Below are 18,544 nucleotides of genomic sequence, written 5' to 3'. Positions count from 1 at the left end.
CACCCTATCATTTTGGCCCCCGCGGGTCTTTGCCCGGCTCGGCCGATCGGCCCGCGGCGCTGCCCTGGGTGATGAGCCGGGAGCTGCGCTGATCGCGGGTGTGAATCCACAGCCAGCTCAGCGCGACGCTCAGCCGATTGCGCACGCCGATCAGGAAGTAGATGTGCGCCAGGCCCCAGATCCACCATGCGAGCGCGCCGCGCAGCTTGATGCGGCCGAAGTCGATGACGGCGAGGCGTTTGCCGATCGTCGCAAGGCTGCCGGCATGACGATAGCGGAAGGGACCATCGTGATGATTGCCCGCGAGGCGGGCGCGAATTGTCGCCGCGACATGCTTGCCCTGCTGCTTGGCCGCCGGCGCGATGCCCGGCACCGGCTTTCCCTCGGGGTCGGCGACGGCCGCCGCATCGCCGATGACGAAAATCTCCTTGTGTCCCGGCGCCGTCAGATCGGGCTCGACCTGCGCCCGCCCGGCCCGGTCGGCAGGCGCGCCGATCCATTGCGCCGCCGGCGAGGCCTGCACACCCGCCGCCCAGATGATCGTTGCGGCCGGCAGCGTCTTGCCGCCATAGACGACGCCCTCGGCCGAGCACGCGGTGACGGGCTGGCCGAGTTCGACCTCGACGCCGAGCTTCTCCAGCGCGCGCTGCGCATAAGCGGACAGGTCCTCGGTGAAGGCGGCCAGGACGCGCGGCCCTGCCTCGATCAGCACGACGCGCGATTCCCGGGTGTCGATGCTGCGAAAATCGCCAACGAGCGTCGTGCGCGCCAATTCTGCGATGGTGCCGGCGAGCTCGACGCCGGTCGGTCCCGCGCCGATGATGACAAACGTCAAAAGCGCGGCGCGCCGCTGCGGATCCGTCTCCCGTTCGGCGCGCTCGAAGGCGAGCAGGATGCGCCGGCGCACCGTCGTCGCATCTTCGAGCGTCTTGAGGCCGGGAGCGAACGGCTCCCAATCGTCATGGCCGAAATAGGCATGGCGCGCGCCGGTCGCGAGGACGAGCGTGTCGTAGGTAACGGCGGAGCCGTCATCGAGCAGAACACGCCGACCGGCTACGTCGATATTCTCGACCGTCGAAAGCAGCGTCGCGATTTCCTTGCGCTTGCGCAGCAGATGCCGGATCGGCCAGGCGATCTCCGATGTCGCGAGCGATGCCGTCGCCACCTGATAGAGCAGCGGCTGAAACAGATGATGATTGCGCCGGTCGATCATCGTGATGCGGACCGGGGCGCCGGCAAGCTGATGCACGGTCTCAAGACCGCCGAAGCCGGCGCCGACCACGACGACGTGATGACGACGATCGTCGGCGGTCGGCGCGTTCGTCATGACTCGCTCGCCCCGGCATCCGCCGCGTTGAGATGACGTTCGAGCGCTTCGATGCTGGCGATCACGTCGGCGAAGGCCGGCGGCGTGCCGAAGATCATCTCCGTCATACGCTGATAATCGGCCGCGAGCTTTGCTCGCATGTCCGGCGTCGGGACGAGGCGATAGCTGCCCGGCACGGCGCGGTCGTAACGATGATCCGGCGCGCGAAACATCAGATCCTTGTGCTTCCGGCAGGCTTCGGCGAGATCGCGCAGCGAGGCGGTCGCGACGCCATAGTCCGGATGCGCCCAGATCTGATGGACGTCGTAGTAGTGACGTGAGTACCGATTGAGATCGGGCACGGGCCGTTCGGGATTGGCGTCCTCACGCCGCTTCTCCGTCATCTCCGTCATCGCATGCAGGATCAGCACCTTCTCCCAGAAGGTCCGCTCCGGCTTCACCGTCGTCACGTTGCGAACGGTGAGGTCCATGCCTTCCGGCATTTCGCCGGCGATGTAGGGGACGATGTCGCGCGGCTCCGCCGGCTCCGGATCGGGGCGCGCGCCGCCCTCGATGCGGACCGCGGCCTGCACATAGTTCTGCGCGGAATCGAAGACGCTCTTGTAGCCGACCACCAGAATGTCGAGCGCGTCGCGATTGCGATAATTGTCAAATCCGAAGCCGAGCGTGAAATGTCCCGGCTGTTCGATCGCTTGCTCAACGGCCGCGATCTCCTTCGCGAGCCGCTCCTTCAGCGGACCGGAGATGTATTGACGCGCCGCCTCGTCGACGTTCTCGGCGAGCGCGCGCTGCTGTTGGTTCACGGAGGGCAGGGCGGCGATGTCGGCTTCGAGTGGGACATGCAGATCGGCCTTGTAGATGCCGATGTCGATATCTTCTGAAAACCTGCGGATCAGTCCATACGCCTTGCTGAGGCTCGTGCCGCCCTTGAAATACAGCCCGATCGGATCGTCTCCGCGCCGATTGAACAGGAAGTCGAGCACCCAGCAGACATAAAGGTCCTTCTCGATGTTTTGCGCCTGCGTTTCCAGATGCGCGGCGACCGTTTCGAAGAGGGCGCGGCGATCGTCGATGCTCGAGCGCAGGACTTCAATGAACGTCTTCTGCATGATCGCCCTTCGCGTGCCCGATGTCGGGCGCGCTTTGACTTTGATCCTCGACAAGCCGGCGCGTGATCGTCTCGATCAGCGGATACATCCAGGCCGGGACCGCGTGAATATTCTCGCGCAGATCCTCCGCGATCTTGTCGCGGTGCGGATCGCGGGCGAGATGCCTCACGATGCCGTTCACAGCCGCATCGAGGCTCGCCTTCTCATCCCGAAACCACGCGAGCGCCTGGACGACGCGCATGGCCGGCCGGCCGGCCCAGAACGCCGTCTTCGCCGCGATGCGCTTGAAATCGAGCTTGTAGATGACCGGCTTCGTCACCTTGGGATCGCCGGCGCTGGCCTCGATCTCGATCGTCCGGGGATAGGTGTCGGCATAGATCGTCGAACGCGCCGGCACGGCCGTCGTCAGGCCGAGATCGTTCGCGGCGGTCATGCCGTCGACGAGGACCCGCAGCTTGTCGCGCCGGGCGATCGCGTCGATGAAGGAGGCGCGCGGCGGAAACACCATCTTGCCCGTCAGCTTGCTGACGCCCGGCTTGTCGTAGAGGCCGCGATAGGGCCGCCGGATGTCGCCGCGCAAGGTCAGCCGTTGCAGCGCCTTCTCGACGGCGTTCGGCGTTCCGATGTCGAGGAAATCAGCGCGCGACCACACCCCCGCCGGCGCCGCCTGGGCGATCCGGTCATGGATGCGGTCGAGGGTGTCGGACGTCGGGTCGGGCATTGGCGGCTCATTTCTGGCGGAAGATTATATATAAACTTTGGTCAGTATCAAGCTGGAACCGGTTACTGTCCAGATATTGTATCGAAAAATTGGACAGCCGGCTGGGGGCCGGAAGGTCGCTGACGAGGCGGCTTCCCGCGCCCCGGCGCAGGGGCCAAATCCATTCGCGGGTCCGCAACGCTTCCATTGCGTCGAAATCGACCCTCACGCGTTACTGCCACGCAACGCAAGCCAGGAGAGCGAAATGACGAAGCGCGAGCTTGTCGATACCGGCACAGATAAACGCTATGTGCGCCGCGACGAAAAAGGGCAGTTCAAGGAATCAGACGACGTGGGCAAATCGCTCGCGCAGGACGTCCGGAAATCCGCCAAGACTAAGGTGAAGAGCGGCGAGGGCGACAAGGGCGACCAGAAGCGCTGATCGGTGAAGATCGCCACGTTCAACGTCAATGGCGTGAACGGACGTCTCGCCGTCCTGTTGCGATGGCTCGCATCGGCGGAGCCTGACGTGGTGTGCCTGCAGGAACTGAAGACACCGGACGAACGCTTTCCCCGTCGCGAAATCGAGAAGGCTGGCTACGGCGCGATCTGGCATGGCCAGAAAAGCTGGAACGGCGTCGCGATCCTCGCGCGCGGCGCCGAGCCGATCGAAACCCGTCGTGGACTTCCCGGCGATCCCGACGATACCCACAGCCGCTACATCGAAGCAGCGATCGACGGGATTCTGATCGGATGCCTCTATCTTCCCAATGGCAATCCAGCGCCCGGGCCCAAGTTCGACTACAAGCTACGCTGGTTCGAGCGCCTGACCGCCTATGCCTCGGAGCTTCTGGCCCTTGATGTCCCGGTCATCCTTGCAGGCGACTACAATGTCATGCCGACCGATCTCGACGTCTATAAACCTGAGCGTTGGCGCGACGACGCGCTCTTCCGGCCCGAGGTGAAAAGCGCCTTCCACACGTTGACTGGCCAAGGTTGGACCGACGCGCTCCGCAAACTTCATCCCGACGAACGCATCTACACTTTCTGGGACTATTTTCGGAACGCTTGGGGCCGCGATGCCGGTTTGCGGATCGACCACCTTCTTCTGAGCCCCTCGATCAGCAAGCGCCTCAAAGCCGCCGGCGTCGATCGGGCCGTGCGCGGCTGGGAAAAGGCGAGCGATCATGCGCCGGCCTGGATCGAGCTCACCGAGAATAGCGGGCGATCTCGCGTCGCTCGGTCGAGGAAATCCCGATGAAGGCCGCAGACCCCTTCGATCTCGGGCGGTTCATTGCTGCTCAGAGCGGCGTTTTCGATACCGCGCTCGCCGAACTTCGCGGCGGCCGAAAGCAAACCCATTGGATGTGGTTCATTTTCCCGCAATTGCGCGGGCTCGGCAGCTCCGCGATGGCGCAGCGCTACGGAATCGCGTCAATCGACGAGGCGCGGGCTTACCTCGCCGATCAGGTCCTCTCCGAGCGGCTCGAGCTCGCGACCTCAGCCGTTCTCGGCCTCGAAGGGCGATCGGCGCATGCGATATTCGGCTCGCCAGACGACCTGAAATTCCGCTCTTCCATGACCCTGTTCAGGGAAGCAGCGGACCCGGCACGACCGCTCTTTCGTCTTGCGCTCGACAAGTATTTCGAAGGCTTGCCCGATTCCAAGACCCTCGACCTCCTTCGCGGCCACTAACCTGTTCGCGTCCCCAGAAACATTTGACAAAGGCGACGTTTTCACCTGATCGGCCGAGGACATAGATGGCGCCGCGTTCGATTTCGAAAGGCTACCTCAAGGTATCCCTCGTGACATGTCCTGTCGCAATGACGGCACCAGCGATAGCGAAAAGCTCTCAATGCCGGCTGCAGACGACTTGCAGCCAGTCTGACGGCTGTAACGCTGCATAAAGCCGAATTACAATCCGTCTCGGCAGCTCCAATGATAAAGGGAGGCAACGAAAGCCGCAGATATTGTTCGTGGAAAAAAGATAGATCCTCATCACTAGCTCTCCCGTGCAAGCTTGAGAGAGAGCCCATGAACGATCACACGGGGGGCCGGCCAACCATCTTTTCGGTTCCGTCGGGCGCGCGGACGAACGTCAGTTCTTCGCAGTGCCGGGTTCGGCCATCTTCCGGTGTTGCTCGGCTAACATGTTGGCAGGCGTTACATTGGCGATGGCGGATTGCAATTTGTTGTACCACCCGCTGACCACGTCTCCCTTGCCATCCATCATTGCTTCAAAGCCGGTCTTGGCAACGTCGGCCGGATCATCTTTTTTATCCGTACCGACTTTCGTATCCATCATGTCGGCGCGTTCGAAGAAGTCTGTTTCTGTCGCTCCTGGCATCAGGCAAGTGACGGTAACGTTTGTCTCTTTTAGTTCAGCTCGGATGGCGAAGGAGAAGGAAGCGAGAAACGCTTTCGTGCCATTGTAAACGGCCTGATAGGTGCCGGGCATGAAGCCGGCGATCGAGCCGGTGATCAGAATTTTTCCCTCGTTGCGCTCACGCATGTCGCGTGCGATCTTCTGGATCAAATAGACCGTGCCCGTGACGTTCGTATGAATCACGTAACGGATATCATTCCAGTCCTGTTCGAGAAACGCGCGACCCAGTCCGCGTCCTGCGTTGGCAAGGAGGGCATCGACCGGACGGCCCTTCAAGCGCCCATAAAGTTCGTCGCAACCTTCAGTCGTCGCCAGATTGGCCTCGAGCGCTTCGACCTCGACGCCTTCCTTGCGAAAGACGTCGGCGGCTTCGAAGATCTGAGGTTCATCGGCAGCAACCACGAGATCGAAGCCACGTTTGGCGCACTGAATCGCGAGCTCATATCCAATGCCGGAGGACGCTCCCGTGACGACGGCGAGCTTCTTTGGAATGGTCTGGCCCATCGCGCCGTCCTTCGTGATCAGGGTTTCATGACAACTTTGATGCAGCCATCATCTTTTGCCCGAAATGTCTTGTAGAGCTCGGGTCCATCTTCGAGTGTGGCGCGATGCGTTATAACAAAGGACGGATCAATTGCGCCGTTCTCAATGAGCTCGAGAAGCTTGGGCATGTAGCGCTGGACCGGGGTTTGAGCCATGCGGAACGTCAGCCCGCGATTGATGGCGGATCCCATCGGGATCTTGTCGAGAAAACCACCATAGACCCCGATAATCGAGACGATGCCAAAGTTGCGACAGCAATGGATCGCTTGCCGCACGACGTGTGGCCGGTCTGTTCCCATGAACGTCGCGACCTTGATGCGGTCGAGCAAGGAATCGGCGCTCGCCATCGTCTCGGGCTCGGTGCCGACCGCATCGATACAGGCGTCGGCGCCACGGCCCTTCGTCAAGTCCATGATCCTGTCGTAAATATCATCCTTCATGAAATCGAGCGTCTCGGCACCGCTCTCGCGCGCGAGCTGGAGACGTTCGGGAACGGTGTCGATCGCGAGGACTCGTTCTGCGCCGAGCAGAAAGGCGCTCTTGATGGCAAATTGGCCGACGGGACCGCAGCCCCAGATCGCGATCGTCTCGCCACCTTTGATGTCGCAGAAATCCGCGCCCATGTAGCCGGTCGGGAAGATGTCGGAAAGGAACAGGACCTGCTCGTCGCTGAGACCCGCCGGCACCTTCATCGGCCCAACATCAGCATAGGGCACGCGCAGATACTCGGCCTGACCGCCGGCATAGCCTCCAAGGAGATGAGAATAGCCGAACAGCCCTCCGGGTGAATTACCCCACAGCTTCGCAGCTTTCTCGTGATCGGGATTGGTCCGTTCGCACCCGGAAAAATAGCCGCGCTGGCAGAAGAAGCATTCTCCGCAGGAGATCGTGAACGGCACAACGACGCGGTCACCGACCTTGAGAGCCTTGTTCTCTGGTCCCACCTCGACGACTTCGCCCATCGTCTCGTGGCCAAGAATATCTCCACTGCTCATTTGAGGGATGACGCCGTCGAAGATATGGAGATCGGAACCGCAAATCGCACAGGCCGTAACTCTTATGATTGCGTCGCGCGGATGTTCGATTTGGGGATCCGGCACGCTTTCGCAGCGCAGGTCGTTTTTGCCGTGCCAAGTCAGCGCTTTCACTCAACTCTCCTGCGTCGGATCGTTCTGGATTAGCTGTCTGGCTCACTCCCGGTTCCGTCCCCGGTGCACCTGCCGCTAGAAAGTCCGAGTCTGGCAGTCGCAACCGCCGGACGCTTTATGGGCATTCGGACGCCACTCCGCGACCGGAGCGAAAGTGGACAGTTTGAGCGGTTCAACGGGCGCTCTGAACAACGAGGTTGCAAACGCTGATTGGGACTAATTTGGCGCCCTATCAAACTCGCGACGGTTCGGTCGCGGCGATTGCCGGTCCTGATATCGACCTTCGAGGCAGTGCCGTCACGAGCTTCGCGCTGTTGCTGCGTGAGTTCGCACCAACGCTGCCAAGCATGGCTGTCTCTAAATGGCTTACGGGCATATCCGCGTCGCCTGCTCTGAAAACGAAGCGGATTTTCAATCTTATGCAGACCGAACACAACCCAGCGTCTCGTCGTCGGCGGCTTGTCTCTTCGGTCAATTACACCGAATGCTAAGAGCGGCTGGAACTCTGCTTGGCCCTTGAGGTTTGAAGACGGGTGCGGCCATTCTTCCCGTGTGCGGCACTTCACCGAGAAGCCGGAATGTCCAACCAGCCGAAGCCGCCATTTCCCAGGCAGCAGCAGCCGATGCCGGGATTGACCGCCCGGATGGATCCGATTCCGGACCACGGCGAGGTGTCATACAAGGGGTCAGGACGTCTTGCCGGCAAGCGCGCCATCATCACCGGCGGAGACAGCGGCATCGGCCGGGCGGTCGCACTGGCCTACGCGCGGGAGGGTGCGGACCTGCTGGTTGCCTACTTGAGCGAAGACGAGGACGCGCAGGAGACCCAAAAGCTGGTCGAGGAGGCGGGCCGAAAGATCGTCCTGGTGTCGGGCGACATTCAGGAGGCCGCGCACTGCCGGGCCATCGTGGACACCGCAGTGTCCGAACTCGGCGGCATCGATATCCTGGTCAACAATGCGGCGCATCAAGCCAGTTTCAAGGAGATCGGAGACATCTCGGACGAGGAATGGGAGCTGACCTTTCGCGTCAATATCCATGCGATGTTCTATCTGACCAAGGCTGCGGTCCCGCACATGAAGCCTGGCAGCGCGATCATCAATACCGCATCCATCAATTCCGACACGCCGAATCCGACGCTTCTCGCTTACGCGACCACCAAGGGAGCGATCCAGAATTTCACGGCGGGCTTGGCCCAATTGCTCGCCGATAAGGGCATTCGCGCAAACGCGGTGGCGCCGGGACCGATCTGGACCCCGCTCATTCCGTCGACCCTGCCCGAAGATGCGGTCGTCAATTTCGGCAAGCAAGTGCCGATGAAGCGTCCTGGGCAGCCGGCCGAACTCGCAACCGCCTACGTCATGCTCGCCGATCCGCTGTCGAGCTACGTGTCGGGTGCGACCATCGCGGTGACCGGCGGGAAGCCCATCCTGTGACGTCTGAGCCGATCGGCGTCGCCGACGCGCCCTTGAGGCGAAAGGCCGGAACCAGACTGCGCAAAGCCGCGCTGTTCAAGCAACTGGGGCCGGGCCTCATCACGGGCGCCGCCGACGATGACCCGAGCGGCATTGCGACCTATTCGCAGGCGGGCGCCCAGTTCGGCTTCAATATGCTCTGGACGATGGCGCTGACCTATCCGCTCATGACAGCGGTCCAACTCGTCAGCGCGCAGATCGGCCGGGTCACGGGATGTGGTCTCGCGAAGAACATCGGCGATGTCTTTCCAAAGCCGCTTGTTCTAAGTCTCGTCGGGCTTTTGTTCATCGCCAACACGATCAACATCGGCGCCAATCTTGCTGCGATGGGAGCTGCCACCCAGTTGGCCATCGGCGGACCGTCGCATCTTTATACGGTCTTCTTTGCGCTCGCCTCGTTGGCCCTTCAGATGTTCGTTCCCTACGAGCAGTACGCCCGCTACCTCAAATGGCTGACGCTCGTGCTGCTTTCTTACGTAGCCGTCGTCTTCATCGTGAAAGTGGACTGGGTGGCGGCTGTGAAGGGGATGGTCGCACCGACGTTTCCCCTGACGGCAGACAGCTTCACCGTCATCGTGGCGATCCTCGGCACCACGATCAGTCCTTACTTACTGTTCTGGCAGAGTAGCCAAGAGGTCGAGGAGATTGAGCAAAAGTCCGAGGCCAAGCCCTTGGCGGAAGCGCCGGAACAGGCCCACCATGAAATGCGCCGGATTCGCTTTGACACCTTTCTCGGAATGGCCGTCTCTAACGTCGTCGCGATCGCCATCATGATGAGCGCCGCAGCCACGCTCCACGCGCAAGGCAAGACCGAGGTCGGTTCGGCCGCGGAAGCAGCGGAGGCGCTGAGACCGATCGCCGGTGATTTTGCCTTCGTGCTGTTCAGCCTCGGCATCATCGGCACGGGATTGCTGTCGCTGCCCGTTCTCGCTGGATCCGCAGCCTACGCCTTTGGCGAGTCACAGGACTGGAAATGCGGCCTCGAGAACAAGCCGTGGGAAGCCGTGGGCTTTTACAGCGTCATCGCAGCCGCCATTGTGCTCGGTCTCGGCATCGAATTCTCGCCGATCGATCCGATCCGGGCGCTGTTCTGGAGCGCAGTCATCAACGGCTTCGTCGCCGTGCCGATCATGGCTGCAATGATGTGGGTTGCAAGTCAGCGCAGTCAAATGGGCCGGTTTACGGTCACGCTTCCCGTGCTGGTGTTCGGATGGGCGGCAACCGCCGTCATGGCGGTGGCGGCAATCGCTATGCTGGTGCTCAATGGATCTCCTTAAAAGGACGGGCCTGGTGCGCGCGCAGAGGAAAGACGTTCAAAGGATCAGTGATCGGCCAGTAAGACAGAGCGCCAAGGCGGCGGCGGGAGACCGGGTGGGTCGGTCGCCCGCAAGTCGGAAATTCGGCATTCCGCTCGACCTGCCGCCGATGGAAGCAAAACTACTCGAGAGTCTCCCCGCCGACGGCGCATGGCAATATGAACCGAAATGAGATGGCTTTCGCTGTCTTGCGTTCAAGGCTGGACCCGACGTCGAGCTGCGCGCGAAGTCCGGTAAGCCATTGACGCGGTATTTTCCCGAGGTCGTCACTATGCTGGCGGGCCTCTCGGCCGAACGATTTGTCGTCGACGGCGAACTCGTCATCGAGGTCGACGGCGATTTATCGTTCGACGCGCTGCAGATGCGGCTTCATCCGGCGGAAAGCCGAATTCAGAGGCTTTCGCGCGAAACGCCCGCCCGCTTCATTCTGTTCGATATTCTTCGGATACCGCTTGGCGACACCGTCATCGATCAGCCGCTCTCGGTGCGCAGACGTCACCTTGAGGATTTTATCCGTGGGGCAGGGCCGCCCGGTGTCGCCGTCTCGCCGTTCACCCGGGATCGAGACGTGGCGGAAGATTGGCTGGGCCAGGATCGACAATCAACCGACGGTGTCGTGGCGAAGCGTCTTGACGGCCCATACGAGCCCGGCGAACGCGCGATGATCAAGGTGAAGCGTCTTCGTACAGCCGACTGCGTCGTGGGCGGGTTTCGGTATGGAAGCGGGAGCCACGAGGTCGGATCATTGCTGCTTGGGCTCTATAACGCAGCAGGGAAACTCGATCACGTCGGATTCACCTCGGCGATCCCGGTTGCCGAGCGACCTGCGTTGACGCGACAGCTTGAGGCCCTACGCGCGCGTCCTGGGTTCTCCGGGAAGGCGCCGGGCGGGCCCAGTCGGTGGAGCACGGAGCGAAGCGGCGAGTGGGAGCCACTAGCGCCCAAGCTCGTCGTTGAGGTGCGGTTCGATCACGTCACCGGCCATCGGTTTAGGCACGGAACGAAATTTGTTCGATGGCGGCCGGACAAGGCTCCATCTCAATGCACGTTCGGTCAGATCCAGGTGCGGGGCGCATCGATCTAAGTCGCGGACACGTCAGGGTTTCGCTACGCCGGCTGACGCAGGAATGAACGGTAGTGGGTCAGTCTGACTGACCCACTACCGTTTCAGCCGCCGGTTATTAGTCCTAGGCGTTTGATGTGGTCTCCAAGGAAGCCCCAGGTCCGTTGCAGTGCTCGTCGCCGCGCTTTGCGCAACTGCACATCATTATTGCTCACGAATTCCGGTGAGATTCCTTCGTCAAAGCCGCCTGGATCATCCTCCCGAACTAAAGCCGCACCATCCGGAACCGCAGATCGTCCCGCCGCATTGTGAAGGACGGACGCACCGTATGTCCTTCTCAAAGGAAAGCTGAACATGGCCAAGACCTCGAGGGGGGCGACGAATAAGCGCGCGACGATCCACGATCAAAAATTGGCGCGCGGCAATGGCGGAGAACTGCACCAGGTCGCTGAGGGCGATATTCCGGTCTTAACCACCGCCCAGGGCGGCCCGGTTTCGGATGATCAAAACACGCTGCGGATCGGCGAACGGGGCCCCAGCCTGATCGACGATTTTCATTTCCGCGAGAAGATCTTTCATTTTGATCACGAGCGTATCCCGGAACGGGTGGTGCATGCCCGCGGCTACGGTGCCCACGGCTATTTTGAAACCTATAGATCCCTCGCCAAATATACCCGTGCCGATATTTTCCAGCGGGCCGGCGAAAAGACGCCGGCTTTTGTGCGTTTCTCGACGGTGGCAGGGTCCAAGGGATCCTTCGATCTGGCGCGTGACGTAAGAGGCTTCGCCGTCAAGCTCTACACCCAGGAAGGAAACTGGGACATCGTCGGAAATAATATCCCCGTCTTCTTCATCCAGGATGCCATCAAGTTTCCCGACATCATCCACGCGGTGAAGCCCGAGCCGGATCGCGCCTTTCCACAAGCGCAATCGGCGCACGATAATTTTTGGGACTTCATCAGCCTCACGCCGGAATCGATGCACATGATCATGTGGGTCATGTCCGATCGGGCGATTCCGCGCTCGTTTCGCTTCATGGAGGGCTTCGGCGTCCATACCTTCCGTTTCCTCAATGCCAAGGACGAGTCGACCTTCGTCAAGTTCCACTGGAAGCCGAAGCTGGGACTGCAGTCCGTCGTCTGGAATGAAGCAGTGAAGATCAACGGGGCCGATCCGGATTTCCATCGTCGCGATCTGTGGCAGGCCATTCAGTCCGGAAACTTCCCGGAGTGGGAGTTGCGGGTGCAATTGTTTGATCAGGAGTTCGCCGACAACTTTGATTTCGACGTACTCGACCCGACCAAGATCATTCCTGAGGAGTTGCTTGAGCCCATTCCGGTTGGACGGCTGGTTCTCGATCGCATGCCCGACAATTTCTTCGCCGAGACCGAGCAGGTCGCGTTCATGACCCAGAACGTGCCGCCAGGCGTCGACTTCTCAAACGATCCTTTATTGCAGGGCCGCAACTTCTCCTATCTCGACACCCAGTTGAAGCGCCTGGGCAGTCCGAACTTCACCCATATACCGGTCAATGCGCCGAAATGTCCGTTCCACCATTTCCAGCAGGACGGCCACATGGCGATGCGCAATCCCGTCGGCCGGGTGAACTACCAGCCGAATTCATTTGGCGAAGGACCGCGCGAAAGTCCACAGCGTGGTTTTCGGTCCTTCGCTGATGTCGTACAGGGCCCAAAGGTCCGCCTGCGGGCCGAAAGCTTTGCCGATCATTACAGCCAGGCCCGCCAGTTTTTCATCAGTCAGACGGTGCCGGAGCAGCGCCACATCGCGATGGCTCTGACGTTCGAGCTCAGCAAGGTGGAAACGCCCGTCATTCGCGAAAGAATGGTGGCGCATCTTTTGAACATTGACGAGGGGCTCGCCGAAACGGTTGCCGGGAAGCTCGGCATGAAGACGCTGCCGAAGCCGGCAGACGCTGCAGTTGTCCCGAGAGATGATCTCGAGCCGTCACCCGCACTTAGCATTATCGAGAACGGGCCGGAGAGCTTCGCGGGTCGCAAGATTGGCGTTCTGGTCAGCCCTGGTGCAGATGCCGCACTGCTGAAGAGGCTCCTGTCCGCGACCAAGAAGGAAGGCGCTGTATTGGAAGTGATCGCGCCGAAGGTTGGAGGGGTCGAAGCAGCAGACGGAAGCTGGATCGAGGCCAAGCACATGATCGACGGCGGACCGTCGGTGCTGTTCGATGCCGTCGTGCTGCTGCTGTCGCAGGAGGGCGCGGAGCGCCTAACGGGCGAAGCCGCCGCGCGCGACTTCGTCGCCGACGCCTTCGCCCATTGCAAGTTCATCGGGTTTACCGCGGACGCAACCCCGCTCTTGCTGAAAGCCGGCGTCGATCCAGAAGCTGACGAAGGCCTGATCTCGCTGGATGGACCCAAGTCGGTTACGGGGTATATCGAGTCCTGCCGGAAGCTGCGGCTGTGGGCGCGGGAATCCAGTGTCAAACTCTAGTCCTGTCAGCGAGAGCACCGTCCGGGTCGACCTCGAAAGGGGTTGAGCATGGCTGAGCAAGGATTGGTTCACGGCCCGCTAGGCGAAAATTGCCTGCACCTTTGCGTCGACATGCAGCGGTTGTTTGCACCGGGCGGTCCGTGGGCTGTTCCGTGGGCGCCAAAAGTGCTGCCGGCGATTGTAGAGCTGACATCGCGACACGCGGAGCGGACGCTTTTCACGCGCTTCATTCCGGCCGCGGAGCCGGGGAGAGGACCCGGAAGTTGGGCGCGGTACTATCGCCGCTGGGCCGAGGTCACTCTCTCTCGGATTGACAACAGTCTTGTCGATCTGATGCCCGAACTGGCGCGTTTTGTGCCGCCCGCCAAGCTCCTCGACAAGCGTGTCTATTCGCCATGGACCGAAGGACAACTGGACGCGATGCTCGGCGGGTCTGGCGTCGACACATTGGTCATGACCGGTGGAGAGACCGATGTCTGTGTGCTGGCCACGGTGCTGGGCGCCATCGATCGGGGCTTCCGTGTCGTGCTCGTCACCGACGCGATCTGCAGCTCCGCCGACCAGACGCACGATGCGCTGATGGAACTCTATCACTCTCGCTTCAGCGAACAGGTCGAAACCGTAAAGCTGCAAGACGTCTTGGACGGCTGGCGCTAGCCGAACGCTGAAAGAAGGAATGCGGAATGAGAACCTTCTTTCGAGACAACGGACTGACAATCGCTTTGACGACGATGTTTCTGTTCAGTGTGTTTGGCATGATCTTCACCGGACAGGCTGCCTATAACCGACAGCTTCAGGAGCATGGCTCGCAAGCGGTTGGATTGTTGGCCTATCTGACAACCGGAGGCTTTCTTTCCGCATTGTTCGAGAACTGGGAGAGCGAGTTTCTGCAGATGTCCGCTTATGTGATTCTGACCGCGATGCTCTTTCAACGCGGCTCGGCCGAATCCCGCGATCCTGACAATCCCGATCGTCCCGATGACGAACTGCCGTCGCACATGCGGAAGCGAAACCCCGTCCTGGCCTGGCTCTATTCGTACTCCCTGGGCATTGTGTTGGCCCTTTTGTTTGTGGCGTGCTTTGGCCTGCATTGGTGGGCGAGCCTCACGGCGGCGAACGAGGAGGCACAGCGGCACGGAGGGGAGGTGCAATCGCTCACAAGCTATCTGTGGGATGCTCAACTATGGTTCGAGTCATTCCAGAACTGGCAGTCCGAATTCATGTCGACAGCGGTGCTGGTCGTGTTGTCCATTGTCCTCCGACACAAAGGGTCGCCAGAGTCGAAGCCTGCCGGAGCGCGAAATGACGAAACCGGTGCATAGGCATCAAATCGTCGTCACGAGACGATGCGGGCTCGGGGATGGGCCTTATGCAGACGGTACGGAAAGTGACCGCGAATATGCTCGTTGAAAAATCTTCCTTTTGAGAATGCGCTCCGCAATGCGGCGTAAGTCTCCGGTGGGACTCCCTCATAGTCGTATTGCTTGCCGCTGGTCACGAACCATACCGAAAGAATTCTCGTTTTCGGGTCGTAATCGGTCTTGCGGATCGAGGTCGAAGGCATTGCGAACCGGCCTATACGCGGTCCATCGAGAGATAACGGATGATAACCTGATCCTGACGGAAACGCCGCTCGAGCTCCGCACGACGGCTGCGCCAGTCGGCCAGATCGACGGCCTCCGTCATGACCTCGAAGATGACGATGTCGTCATTGCTGGCTTGTCCGCTCTCTTGCCACAGGCCCTCGGCCGGAGCCTGCAAATAGGCCGTGACGCCTGCGAATCGGCGGAGCAGTTCCTCCTTGAGGCCGTCAAAATCCTCCCGGGAGAAGGGCTTGCCGGAATTGTCCGTGCGCGGCAGCAGAATCTGGAAGAGGTACATGGTGGCAGTCCGGTGACAGGCGGTTAACACGTGCGATGTCACCGCGTTCCTTATGACTTCGATCCGCTACCGCATCAGTCCCGCCGCGCGAAGCGCATCCTCAATAATCTTGCCCACGCCGGAAGCCTGGGGTGTTGGTGGTATCGGGAAAGCGACTGCTGCATCGGCGCTCGCAGAAGCTGTCGCTCTGGCGGCCCAGGGCACGTGATCCGCTGGCTCGTGCGGATCGGATCGCTTGCTTCGACGTTCGACCTCCGCTGTGAAGGGGGAGGCGTGCGGCCTACCCGCGATGCCCCAGAAGTGGGCGATCTGCCGGGTCGAAGGAATGCCGACGTCCAGCATGTACGGCCCCGATACGCCGAGGCCATCATCGCCCAAGGGCGTGCCGTGACCCATCGAGGTGATCATGTTCAGTTCGATGACGACTTCACCGGCGGCGTTGCACCAGATCGATCGCGCGTGGGTGTTTGAGGATTCCGTATGGGTTGGGAGCTTTCGGAGTTTGTGAACGCCACGCCACTGTGACGCAATCGCCTCCGCGTTGGAGGGCACCACGGTCTGATCGGCCGAGCCATGCCAGATCGAGATTCTAGGCCAACTCCCGGAGTGCAGGGACGCGTCCCGCAGAAGTCGCTGCAGGCCCTGCTCCGAGGGGCCCCCCTGACCGCGCATACGATCGAAGGCCTCGGGCACCGTGCGCGCGGTGCCATAGGGAAGGCCGGCGATAATGGCGCCGGCAGCGAATACTTCCGGATAAGCGGCAAGCATAGCCCCAGCCATGGCACCGCCAGCCGACAAGCCGGTAATGAAAATCCGCTGGCGATCGAGGTGATGGGCCGCCACAAATGTCTCGATCATCTGCCGGATCGAGAGCGCCTCGCCACTGTCGCGCTGGGTGTCGCCGGGAAGAAACCAGTTGAAGCAAAGGTTGGGATTGTTTGCTCGCTGTTGCTCCGGATACAGCAGAGCGAAGCCGGCCTCATCAGCCAACTGCGACCAGCCCGCACGATGATCATATCCGGCGGCACTTTGCGTGCAACCATGCAGCACGATGACCAGCGGTGCGCCGCCAGAGAGATCTTCTGGAAGATAAAATCGCGCGCGCAAAGCACCCGGGTTGGATCCGAACGCGCCGAACGTCGAGAGACGATCCGGGCCCATGAAGTCGGAGGGGTGCGAAGACTGCTGTGCGCGCCATGACGCCAGACGCACAATGGTATCTGATATTTTTCGCAAGGAGGGCGTCCATTGTTGTGACGCCCAGGTTTGGACGACGGATCAACAACGCCGGTAGAGAACTTTGGTTGCTGCAGTGCAAAAATGATCGGCGATAGAGATCGGCCGGCCTTCGCGGGGCCGGCCAGAACGACCTCTCTTAACGGCGCGTCGTGAGATAGAGCGCTTCATCGTCGTCACGCTGTCTGCCTCCCAAGGCGGCGGCTACACTGGCGATGAACGCTCCGATGATCAGAGACAGAGCTCCGAGCAGCGCGAAGGTCGCGCTGGCCTTTCGCGCGGCATCAGCGGCTTCCTGCGCTTTGACCTTGGCGGCTTGGACCTGCCCCAGCACGGCATCGACACGGGCAGTCGCTTCAGGTTGCGCCAACCCGGTGCGCGCGGCCACGAGCTGGCCAAGATAGGCCTTGTCGTCGGCCGAGACTTCACCAGCGGCGGCGCTTGCGATCAGGATACGGGAGGCTTGCGCGGCCGCAGCGGCATCGCCTTCAGCACCCGGCGCTGAAAGACGGGCGGGATCGGACGGCCGGAACAGCGCGTCGACGAAATACGACGTCGCATTTGTGGCTCCTCCCGAGCCCGCGTTGGCCGTCGCGCCAGCCGAAGCACCCATGGCCGCACCCGAAGCGACGGTCGAGGCGGCCTGGACGCCTCTGCCGACCACGGCCGACAGCGCCGAGCTCAAAACCAATACGACCAGCAGCGTTGCCAACGCCCAGGCCATGAAGCCATGCGCGGTGTCACGGAAGAAGGTCTCATCCGTGTGGATGCCGACCCATTTGGTGCGCAGGCGCCCGGTCAGATAGCCACCGGCGGCCGACGACAACCATTGAACGACGATCAGCCAGATTGCAGTTGAAACAGCAAAGGTCGTAACGGTGGCACCCTCGCTCGACCACGGCGACACCATTGTCAGCCCAAGGCCAGAGCCGAGGAGCATCAGAATCAGCGTGAGCGTCGACGCAGCGAAGGCGCCGGCAACAATCGGTCCCCAGCTAACTGCCGATGACGAGGATTCGATAGAAGCGGGAGCGTCTGTTGCAGACAGGGTTGTTGCCATGGCGTCCTCTTATCGCATGAACAGCGCGAGCAGGATGATGATCGGAATCGGAACGCCCAGCAGCCAGAGCAGAATGCCGCGACCCATGATGGTCTCCTCTCGAAGATCGTTCGCTGAAGAAAAAAAACCACCCGGCAGAGCCGGGTGGTTGTCGAAATCAGGCCGCCTTTGCCATTTCATTGGCGGACGCGTCCGCCAGCTCTGTCAGCGCCTCGTCGGTGTTCGACTCTTCTTCCAGTGTTTCATCGAGCAGCTTGGCGGCGTCTTTCAAACCGAGAACCTCGGCCCAGCGCTTGAGCGTGCCGTAGCGGGTGATCTCGTAGTGCTCGACCGCCTGTGCCGCAGAAATCAGACCCGCGTCGATCGCTTGCGTCCCCTTGAAGCTCTCGATGATCTCCTCCCCCTCGGCGATGATGCCTTCGATCGCGTCGCAGGTCTTGCCTTGGGCTCGCTTGCCCAGCAGCTCGAAAACCTGTTGCAGGCGTTCGATCTGGCCTTCGGTCTCGTCCTTGTGTTTTTCGAACGCCGCCTTCAGTTCCGGCGAAGAAGCGGCGCGGGCCATCTTGGGAAGAGCCTTCAGGATCTTCCGTTCGGCGTAATAGATGTCCTTGAGCGTGTCGTGGAAGAGGTCTTCCAGCGTCTTTTCTTTCGTCATGGGATGTTCCTTCGGGCGCATCTTTTGCGCGGCGATTCACGGGGTCGTGAAATGCTCATCTAGTAAGCGCTGCGGCTGCAGAAAGGTTCCTGACCCGTGAGGGAACGCCCCTGGTCCAGTGAGCAGGCCTATTCTCAAGACGTTTGTGCGGTGCGAAGAGTGCGGGGATGAACTTGTCA

General features: G+C 61.2%; 19 protein-coding genes and 2 pseudogenes. 10 read left to right on the top strand and 11 right to left on the bottom strand.

Annotation, left to right across the window (positions count from 1 at the left end; genetic code table 11):
* Positions 1 to 7: 7 nt before the first annotated feature.
* From AC1Q67_RS24480 to AC1Q67_RS24470, 3 genes are read right to left on the bottom strand one after another with little or no spacing between them, the layout of a single operon-like run.
* On the bottom strand, positions 8 to 1,327 hold the full coding sequence (locus tag AC1Q67_RS24480; RefSeq protein WP_492237772.1) for an NAD(P)/FAD-dependent oxidoreductase: 1,320 nt from the start codon (positions 1,325 to 1,327) through the stop codon (positions 8 to 10).
* Entirely contained in the window at positions 1,324 to 2,436 is a 1,113-nt protein-coding gene (locus AC1Q67_RS24475; protein WP_492237770.1) for a nucleotidyl transferase AbiEii/AbiGii toxin family protein, read from the bottom strand. Before AC1Q67_RS24475 ends, AC1Q67_RS24480 begins: the two co-directional genes overlap by 4 nt.
* Complete coding sequence (locus AC1Q67_RS24470; RefSeq protein WP_492237768.1) at positions 2,417 to 3,157, bottom strand: DUF6088 family protein; 741 nt, start codon at positions 3,155 to 3,157, stop codon at positions 2,417 to 2,419. The genes AC1Q67_RS24475 and AC1Q67_RS24470 overlap by 20 nt, the downstream gene beginning before the upstream one ends.
* 244 nt (positions 3,158 to 3,401) lie before the next feature.
* On the opposite strand from AC1Q67_RS24470, the gene AC1Q67_RS24465 reads away from it, so the two are divergent.
* From AC1Q67_RS24465 to AC1Q67_RS24450, 4 genes and pseudogenes are all read left to right on the top strand, one after another.
* Entirely contained in the window at positions 3,402 to 3,578 is a 177-nt protein-coding gene (locus tag AC1Q67_RS24465) for a hypothetical protein (RefSeq protein WP_492237766.1), read from the top strand.
* A 3-nt stretch (positions 3,579 to 3,581) separates the two neighbouring features.
* Positions 3,582 to 4,397 carry an exodeoxyribonuclease III gene (gene xth, locus AC1Q67_RS24460; protein ID WP_492237764.1) on the top strand — a complete coding sequence of 272 codons (816 nt, stop codon included), beginning with the start codon at positions 3,582 to 3,584 and terminating at the stop codon, positions 4,395 to 4,397.
* A complete protein-coding gene (locus AC1Q67_RS24455; RefSeq protein ID WP_492237762.1) occupies positions 4,394 to 4,831 on the top strand; it encodes a DUF1810 domain-containing protein in 438 nt (145 codons plus the stop codon). Before xth ends, AC1Q67_RS24455 begins: the two co-directional genes overlap by 4 nt.
* A 65-nt stretch (positions 4,832 to 4,896) precedes the next feature.
* A pseudogene (locus AC1Q67_RS24450) lies at positions 4,897 to 5,007 on the top strand (non-homologous end joining protein Ku); the annotation flags it as partial.
* A gap of 227 nt (positions 5,008 to 5,234) precedes the next feature.
* On the opposite strand, the gene AC1Q67_RS24445 reads toward AC1Q67_RS24450, so the two are convergent.
* Positions 5,235 to 6,026, bottom strand: coding sequence for an SDR family NAD(P)-dependent oxidoreductase (locus tag AC1Q67_RS24445; protein WP_492237760.1), 792 nt, complete (start codon positions 6,024 to 6,026; stop codon positions 5,235 to 5,237).
* 17 nt (positions 6,027 to 6,043) lie between these two features.
* Positions 6,044 to 7,213: a zinc-dependent alcohol dehydrogenase gene (locus tag AC1Q67_RS24440; RefSeq protein ID WP_492237758.1), complete on the bottom strand. Its 1,170-nt coding sequence runs from the start codon at positions 7,211 to 7,213 to the stop codon at positions 6,044 to 6,046.
* A 578-nt stretch (positions 7,214 to 7,791) separates the two neighbouring features.
* Between AC1Q67_RS24440 and AC1Q67_RS24435 the strand changes: the two genes are divergently transcribed.
* From AC1Q67_RS24435 to AC1Q67_RS24410, 6 genes and pseudogenes are all read left to right on the top strand, one after another.
* The gene (locus tag AC1Q67_RS24435) at positions 7,792 to 8,649 is read left to right on the top strand and encodes an SDR family oxidoreductase (RefSeq protein WP_492237756.1); all 858 of its coding nucleotides are present in this window, start codon (positions 7,792 to 7,794) and stop codon (positions 8,647 to 8,649) included.
* Positions 8,646 to 9,965, top strand: a complete 1,320-nt coding sequence (locus tag AC1Q67_RS24430; protein WP_492237754.1) for an Nramp family divalent metal transporter — start codon at positions 8,646 to 8,648, stop codon at positions 9,963 to 9,965. Before AC1Q67_RS24435 ends, AC1Q67_RS24430 begins: the two co-directional genes overlap by 4 nt.
* Before the next feature lie 148 nt (positions 9,966 to 10,113).
* Positions 10,114 to 11,088, top strand: a pseudogene (locus tag AC1Q67_RS24425) (ATP-dependent DNA ligase).
* A 333-nt stretch (positions 11,089 to 11,421) separates the two neighbouring features.
* Positions 11,422 to 13,533, top strand: coding sequence for a catalase (gene katE, locus AC1Q67_RS24420; RefSeq protein WP_492237752.1), 2,112 nt, complete (start codon positions 11,422 to 11,424; stop codon positions 13,531 to 13,533).
* Positions 13,534 to 13,581: 48 nt separating this feature from the next.
* The gene (locus AC1Q67_RS24415; protein ID WP_492237750.1) at positions 13,582 to 14,190 is read left to right on the top strand and encodes a cysteine hydrolase family protein; all 609 of its coding nucleotides are present in this window, start codon (positions 13,582 to 13,584) and stop codon (positions 14,188 to 14,190) included.
* A gap of 26 nt (positions 14,191 to 14,216) precedes the next feature.
* On the top strand, positions 14,217 to 14,855 hold the full coding sequence (locus AC1Q67_RS24410) for a DUF6766 family protein (protein WP_492237748.1): 639 nt from the start codon (positions 14,217 to 14,219) through the stop codon (positions 14,853 to 14,855).
* 14 nt (positions 14,856 to 14,869) lie between these two features.
* Here AC1Q67_RS24410 and AC1Q67_RS24405 read toward each other — a convergent pair whose 3' ends face one another.
* The 6 genes from AC1Q67_RS24405 to AC1Q67_RS24380 form a co-directional block, all read right to left on the bottom strand.
* Positions 14,870 to 15,097, bottom strand: a complete 228-nt coding sequence (locus AC1Q67_RS24405) for a KTSC domain-containing protein (RefSeq protein ID WP_492237747.1) — start codon at positions 15,095 to 15,097, stop codon at positions 14,870 to 14,872.
* 11 nt (positions 15,098 to 15,108) lie between these two features.
* The gene (locus AC1Q67_RS24400) at positions 15,109 to 15,414 is read right to left on the bottom strand and encodes a hypothetical protein (RefSeq protein WP_492237745.1); all 306 of its coding nucleotides are present in this window, start codon (positions 15,412 to 15,414) and stop codon (positions 15,109 to 15,111) included.
* A 66-nt stretch (positions 15,415 to 15,480) separates the two neighbouring features.
* The gene (locus AC1Q67_RS24395; protein WP_492237743.1) at positions 15,481 to 16,650 is read right to left on the bottom strand and encodes an extracellular catalytic domain type 1 short-chain-length polyhydroxyalkanoate depolymerase; all 1,170 of its coding nucleotides are present in this window, start codon (positions 16,648 to 16,650) and stop codon (positions 15,481 to 15,483) included.
* Between the two features lie 139 nt (positions 16,651 to 16,789).
* Complete coding sequence (locus AC1Q67_RS24390) at positions 16,790 to 17,710, bottom strand: hypothetical protein (protein ID WP_492237741.1); 921 nt, start codon at positions 17,708 to 17,710, stop codon at positions 16,790 to 16,792.
* A 9-nt stretch (positions 17,711 to 17,719) separates the two neighbouring features.
* Entirely contained in the window at positions 17,720 to 17,890 is a 171-nt protein-coding gene (locus tag AC1Q67_RS24385) for a hypothetical protein (RefSeq protein WP_492237739.1), read from the bottom strand.
* Positions 17,868 to 18,365, bottom strand: coding sequence for a YciE/YciF ferroxidase family protein (locus AC1Q67_RS24380; RefSeq protein WP_492237737.1), 498 nt, complete (start codon positions 18,363 to 18,365; stop codon positions 17,868 to 17,870). Before AC1Q67_RS24380 ends, AC1Q67_RS24385 begins: the two co-directional genes overlap by 23 nt.
* Between the last annotated feature and the right edge of the window lie 179 nt (positions 18,366 to 18,544).

The organism is Afipia sp. GW823-FHT06G09, from assembly GCF_058794875.1.
Note: the sequence above shows the minus strand (reverse complement) of the source record. Positions and strands in the feature narration are given on the sequence as shown.